4 protein-coding genes and 1 pseudogene are annotated in these 4,279 nt (G+C 74.0%); 2 read left to right on the forward strand and 3 right to left on the reverse strand.

Annotation, left to right across the window (positions count from 1 at the left end):
• Positions 1–709: enoyl-CoA hydratase/isomerase family protein (locus GA0115240_RS10725; RefSeq protein WP_093736443.1), on the reverse strand; the 709-nt coding region annotated here is incomplete at its 3' end.
• Positions 710–964: 255 nt separating this feature from the next.
• On the opposite strand from GA0115240_RS10725, the gene GA0115240_RS10730 reads away from it, so the two are divergent.
• The gene (locus GA0115240_RS10730) at positions 965–1,435 is read left to right on the forward strand and encodes an ATP-binding protein (RefSeq protein WP_093736445.1); all 471 of its coding nucleotides are present in this window, start codon (positions 965–967) and stop codon (positions 1,433–1,435) included.
• 82 nt (positions 1,436–1,517) lie between these two features.
• Here GA0115240_RS10730 and idi read toward each other — a convergent pair whose 3' ends face one another.
• Both idi and GA0115240_RS10740 read right to left on the reverse strand, forming a co-directional pair.
• Positions 1,518–2,129, reverse strand: coding sequence for an isopentenyl-diphosphate Delta-isomerase (idi, locus tag GA0115240_RS10735; RefSeq protein ID WP_093736446.1), 612 nt, complete (start codon positions 2,127–2,129; stop codon positions 1,518–1,520).
• Positions 2,130–2,280: 151 nt separating this feature from the next.
• Positions 2,281–3,225, reverse strand: a complete 945-nt coding sequence (locus GA0115240_RS10740) for a cation diffusion facilitator family transporter (RefSeq protein WP_093736444.1) — start codon at positions 3,223–3,225, stop codon at positions 2,281–2,283.
• 558 nt (positions 3,226–3,783) lie between these two features.
• Between GA0115240_RS10740 and GA0115240_RS37970 the strand changes: the two are divergent.
• Positions 3,784–4,279 (forward strand): annotated as a pseudogene (locus GA0115240_RS37970) (hypothetical protein); the annotation flags it as partial.

Here is a 4,279-nt window from a genome sequence, read left to right on the forward strand (position 1 = left end):
TGTCGCCGCTGGTCCCGGCCTGCCCGGCCCAGTAGTCCCGGCGGGCCGCGTCCGGCGGGCCGGCGGTGAACTCCTTGGCGGCGACCTGGGTGAGCTGGGAGCGGGAGACGAGCAGGGCGGTGTACTCCCGCACCCGCGCCTCCAGCGCCCCGGCCGGCAGCACCTCGTCCACCAGGCCGGTGCGCAGCGCCCGCTCGTCGTCGATCAGCTCGGCCGAGAACAGCAGGTGCTTGGCGGTGGAGGGGCCGGTCAGCCCGGTCAGCCGCCGGGTGGCGGCGGCCGGGTAGACGATGCCGAGCCGGGCCGGGGTCACCCCGAAGCGGGCGCCGCGCGCGGCGAAGCGCAAGTCGCAGGCGACCGCGAGCTGGCAGCCGCCGCCCACGCAGTAGCCGCGCACCACCGCCAGTGTCGGCTTGGGGAAGGCGGCCAGCGCTTCCCCGGCGACCACGGCCGCGTCCTGGGTGTCCCGGGCTCCGGCCGGCCCGGTCAGATCGTTGATGTCGGCGCCGGCGCAGAAGGTGTCGCCCGCGCCGGTGACCACCAGCACCCGTACCCGCGGGTCGGCCGCCAGCGGTGCCAGCAGCCGCGGCAGCGCCTCCCACATGGCGCGCGTCATGGCGTTGCGCCGGGCGGGATTGCTGATGGTGACGGTCGCGGCGCCGTCCTGGACCGTCACCAGCAGACCGGGACCGGGACCGGGCGCGGACATGCTGGCTCCTCTGGCTCCTCTGGCGGCTGCGGGCCGGGCCGCGATCCTATCCGGACCACAAGACGCCGTAATCGATCACCACGCGAACGAATGCGATCGGCAGCGGTCGAAAATCGCGGAAAAGGGCGGACTTACGGTTTCCCGCCCGTGCAACTGCATAGGACGCCGACACTCTCACCCGTGAGGCGGAAGCTGCCGGACTGTCGGCAGGGGATGCAGGGGCACAGCGATGCGAAAGCGATGGTGGGTGCGGTCATGGAGGTTCGCGGGAGCGTTCCGCCAGGTCAGGCTCCGGCCCCGAGACCGTACGAGGGGGTGTTCCGGTTCACGGCCCCGGCCCTCGACTCGTCCGTCCCCCGGATACGGCACGCGGTGCGCGAGATCATCGCCGACCTGGGTGTGCCGATGGACGACGACCTGCTGTACGGACTGCTGCTGATCGTCTCGGAACTGGTCACCAACGCGGTCAAGCATGCGGCGGTGCTGTCCCCCGAGATCCCGGTGGAGCTGGCGGTCGGCGCCGACTGGATCAGGGTGGCGGTCGAGGACAACCACCCCTACCGCCCCAAGGCGCTGGAGACCGACCACGCCCGCACCGGCGGACGCGGGCTGCTGCTGGTCAAGAGCGTCACGGACGAGGCCGGCGGCTCCTGCGACACCACGCAGACACCGACCGGCGGCAAGGTGATCTGGGCGGCGCTGCCGCTGCGCGCCACCGCGGACTGACCGGCCGGCCGCGGGTGCGGCCCGCGGCGACGGCGGTCACCAGCCCGCCGTACCGCCCGTCAATAGCCCGCTGTACCGCCCGTCACCAGCCCGCCGTACCGCCGGTCACCTCGCGCACGGTCGGCAGCGCCGCGTCCAGCACCGTCTGGAACCACGCCGAGAACGGGCCGTCGGTCCGCAGCCGTTCCAGTGCCTGCGGGCCGACCAGGGCGGTGTCGTCGATCTCGGCCGGGTCCGGCCGCAGCCGGCCGCGCACCAGCCCGACGAAGAGGTGGTTGTACTCCTGCTCCACCAGACCGGAGGCCGGGTCCGGGTGGTTGTAACGGACCGTGCCCGCCTCCCGCATCAGCGCCGGGGCGACACCCAGCTCCTCGGCGGTCCGCCGGGCCGCCGCCACGAAGGGCTGCTCACCGGGGTACGGGTGCCCGCAGCAGGTGTTGGACCAGACACCGGGGGAGTGGTACTTGCCCAGGGCCCGGCGCTGGAGCAGCAGCCGGCCCTCGTCGTCGAAGAGGAAGACCGAGAACGCGCGGTGCAGCCGGCCGGGGGCCAGGTGCGCGGAGAGCTTCTCCGCGGTGCCGATCGTCACGCCGTCCTCGTCCACGAGTTCCAGCATGATCGGTTCGGCGATCCCGTTCGGGGACGGCGGTACGGAGGCGGCGCCGGGTCGGCCGGTGGCAGGAGTGGTGGGCATGTCCATCCTTCGCGTTCGACGACAAGTCCTTAGTCTGCCTCACCCGGACACCGGGCCCGCCCCCGCACCGCTCGGCCCCCGCGGCGCTCGGAGGCACGGCGGTGGGTACACCCGGTCCGACGGCGCTCCGCACTCCGGCGGCCCGGGCGGCTCAGTGGCACAGCCGCGCTTCGTGCTCCGCGTGGCCGACCGGCTCCAGCTGGAAGGTGCAGTGCTCCACGTCGAAGTGCGCGCCGAGACAGCCCTGGAGATCGTGCAGTATTTTCTCGTAGCCGACCGCCTCCAGCACGTCCTGGCTGACCACGACGTGCGCGGACAGGACCGGCAGCCCCGAGGTGATCGTCCACACGTGCAGGTCGTGCAGGCCCTCCACGCCCTTGAGCTCCTCGATGTGCCGCCGTACCGAGCCCATGTCGACGCCCCGGGGCGCCGCCTCCAGCAGCACGTCCACCGCCTCGCGCAGCAGGCGCCAGGTGCGCGGCACGATCAGCACCCCGATCAGCAGCGACGCCACCGCGTCGGCCTGCCGCCAGCCGGTGTTCAGGATGACCACGGCCGACACCACCACCGCGAGCGAGCCGAAGGCGTCCGCCATCACCTCCAGGAACGCGGCGCGCACGTTCAGGCTCTCCTTCTGGCCGCGCATCAGCACCAGCAGGGACACCGAATTGGCCACCAGGCCGATCAGGCCGAAGACGATGGTGGCGCCGCCGTGGATCGTCTGCGGGGTGACCAGGCGCCGCACGCCCTCGTAGAAGATGAAGGCCCCGACGCCGAACAGCAGCACCGCGTTGAGCACCGCGGCCAGGATCTCGGCGCGAGCGTAGCCGAAGGTGCGGCGCTCGCTCGGCGGCCGGGCGGCGAAGTGGATGGCCAGCAGGGCCATGGCCAGGCCGGCCGCGTCGGTGGCGATGTGCCCCGCGTCCGCGAGCAGGGCCAGCGAGCCGGTCGCCGCGCTGCCGGCCACCTCGGTGGCCAGCACGAGCAGGGTGATGCCCAGCGCGATCCGCAGCCTGCCGCGGTACGCCGCTCCCGCCGTCCCGGTCGGGCGCGTGGCGCCGTCCGGTCCGTGGCTGTGGCTGTGCCCTGCCCCCATGGACGCGCTCTCCTTCCGCCGGCTGTGCCCCGGTTCCGCCGGGCCCGTCCGGCTCGGTCCGGCCGGGCTGCTTCTGTCCGGCCGTGCCCCGGTCCGCACCGACCGCGCTGACCTGCCCCGATCTGCTCGGGTCCGCCCTGCCGTGCTCGCTTGTCGGTACCGCTGCGCCTTTTCGGTGGGTGCGGCGGCCACGGCGGCCAGTCAACACCGGTCACGCATGGTGGGCAAGCCGGTACTGGAGACCGTTGTCATGTGCGGTGACCTGCGGTGATGAGGTGCTTCGACGGGGTGGCCGAAAGCTACCGGGCTCACCCGTCCGGCGGAGCGTTCGGGCGGACGGGGATCCCCGGCGGGCGGTGCGCCCCTTGGGAGACCCCCGGTGCGGTCGGCCGCAGCGCGGTGGGCCCCGGCGCCGGCGCCGGGGAAGCCGACGATCGCATCAGATGGAGAAAGTCCTGGCGAACATGCCATGAACTGGGGTCATCGGGTATCCGATAGCCTCGCGACCGTGCCCGCCCGGCGCCGCTGCCGGCTGCCCATGGGCACGCCCCGGACATCTTGAGGGAGTGGGTTCCGCTGCCGACCGCAATTCTGACCGGCCCCGCCAACGGGGCGCCGCCGCCGTCGCCGCTGACGGACGACCTGCGGGCGCTCGGTTTCCAGGTGGTCCGGGCGGCGACCCCGGCGGAGGCCGCCGCGCGGCTGGCCGCCGTACCGGCCGCCGACCGGGTCGCCGTGGTGGACCCGCGCTTCCTCGGCCACCGCCACGCGCTGCGGCTGGCCCTGACCGATCCCCGGTTCGACGCCGCCGCGATCCCCGGCGCGCTGTCCGTACAGCCGCCGGCCCGCCCGGCGCTGGCCAGGGCACTGGAATCGGAAGCGGCGGGCTCGGCGGGTCCGGCGGGACGGTCCGGCCGGATCGGCGGTGTCGGCGAGGTCGGCGGCGTCGGCCCGGCGTCGCTTTCCGGCCACGGCCCCGCGACCGCGCCCACCGCGCCCACCGCTTCGGCCTCTCCCACTACCTCGGCGTCCCCCCACCACCCCCTGCCCGCGA

Origin of the sequence: Streptomyces sp. DvalAA-14 (assembly GCF_900091855.1) — a bacterium.
Lineage (GTDB): Bacteria > Actinomycetota > Actinomycetes > Streptomycetales > Streptomycetaceae > Actinacidiphila.